This is a genomic window from Paenibacillus sp. J22FR83 (genome assembly GCF_059691955.1).
The window spans coordinates 1-1,657 of record NZ_JCAUAM010000045.1; the positions used below are offsets into that span (position 1 = coordinate 1).

A 1,657-nucleotide genomic window follows, 5' to 3' on the forward strand; every position below is an offset into this window, starting at 1 on the left:
CTACCCTGAAAATCTCCCAGCAGGAAGTTGCTTTAACGCACCGCTTTTCATGGGCTGTTTGTCGTGTATCCCTTAAAAAGGCAATACTGAACTAGACCCTGCTAATGACAGTTTTTCGGGTCTTAAAGTAGAATTGAATGTTTTCTTTTTTTATTAGTTTGCTGTCGCTAGTTTCTCTATTGTAACTGTGTATCCTAATTCCTTTAACTTGCCAACTGTCCGCTTGAGTATGGCTTCTTCGTTCCTTTTATCGAAATAATCGGCTCCAAGTTCTCTATACGCTTCTTCTCTGGTTAACATGTTATACACAATGGTCATCATCGAATGTGCTACGGCTACAGCAGCACGTTGACCGCCCCGCCTTGCAGAAATTCGCCTGAACTGCATACCTAGATAATTGTCTGATCGGGCAACGGATTGAGCAGCCTCAGTCAATGCTTGCCTGAGATACTTGTTTCCTTTTCTGGTTTTGCTTGGCTTTCGTTTTCCAGCACTTTCGTTTTGACCGGGAACCAGCCCAATCCACGAACATAGATGACCTGCACTTGGAAATCGAGTTTTTAGATTGTCGAGGCCAATTTCAGATAGGATATGCTCAGCTGTTCTTAGTCCAATCCCTGGAATAGTATCGATTCGCTCTATGGCCTCCTGAAAAGGGGATAGCCTCTTGGCGACCTCCTCATCGAAGGCAGCAATTTGTTCATCTAAAAAGTCGATGTGCGTGATCATCGACTTTAACATCAAGCGCTGGTGGGGATTCATTCGTCCATCAAGAGCTAAGGTCAAATCTTGTTTCTTTGGTTTCATGCGTCCGCGAGCTAAATCAGCTAAATGTTCAGGATTCACTTCACCATCGATCATGGCTTCGATCATGGCTCGGCCAGAAACTCCAAATACTTTGGAGATAACGGATGTGAGTTTGATGTTAGCGCCTTCTAAAATCTTATGGATACGGTTAAGTTCTCGAGCACGCTCTTGGATGAGACTGCGCCGGTAGCGAACCACTTCACGTAGCTCACGCTGGGTGCGATCAGGAATGTAGCTGGCTTTGAGGAGTCCATGTTGTAACAAAGTAGCAATCCATTCTGCATCTTTTACATCGGTTTTGCGTCCTGGAAGAGCCTTCATGTGTGCTGCATTAACGACCATAAAGTAGATATCTTCGGACTCAAGCAAGTTGACGATTGGTTTCCAAAGTACTCCCGTACTTTCCATGGCGACATGTGAGCAGCGGCGCTCCTTAATCCAGTCAATCATCTCGAGTAGTGAGGAAGTAACCGAACGGAATGTTTTGATCTCCTTTCCTTCTGGCATAAGAATGCAAGCGGTGATGCTCTTTTGATGAACATCTAACCCACAAGCGCGTTCAATTATAATATCCATAACTAACTTCCTTCTTGGCTAGATAAATTGAGGCTGGTGCAACAAACCATACAGGGTTAATCTACCCTTCGTGCTTCCAAAAGGAGCAACAATTCACAATACACCAGGTCGTTGGAGTCAGACTACAGGAGGGCTCTAAGCACCAAGGAAATACGACTTTCCTCGCCAGCCATACTAACAAGTATTGACAGCAAAACACGCAATGAAGCAGAACGAACCGCACAAACTACACATTTTCATTCATCATATCGTCGCGTAGCGGCGGGGAGACTAC

At 45.0% G+C, this 1,657-nt stretch carries 1 protein-coding gene; it reads right to left on the minus strand.

Going from position 1 to position 1,657, the window contains the following annotated elements; genetic code table 11:
* Nucleotides 1-153: 153 nt before the first annotated feature.
* The gene (locus AC58PV_RS35380) at nucleotides 154-1,383 is read right to left on the minus strand and encodes an IS110 family RNA-guided transposase (protein WP_497437708.1); all 1,230 of its coding nucleotides are present in this window, start codon (nucleotides 1,381-1,383) and stop codon (nucleotides 154-156) included.
* Nucleotides 1,384-1,657 lie beyond the last annotated feature (274 nt).

Excerpts from the sequence above, each read along its gene's own strand:
- AC58PV_RS35380 (WP_497437708.1), bottom strand. The coding sequence starts at position 1,383 with ATGGATATTATAATTGAACGCGCTTGTGGGTTAGATGTTCATCAAAAG.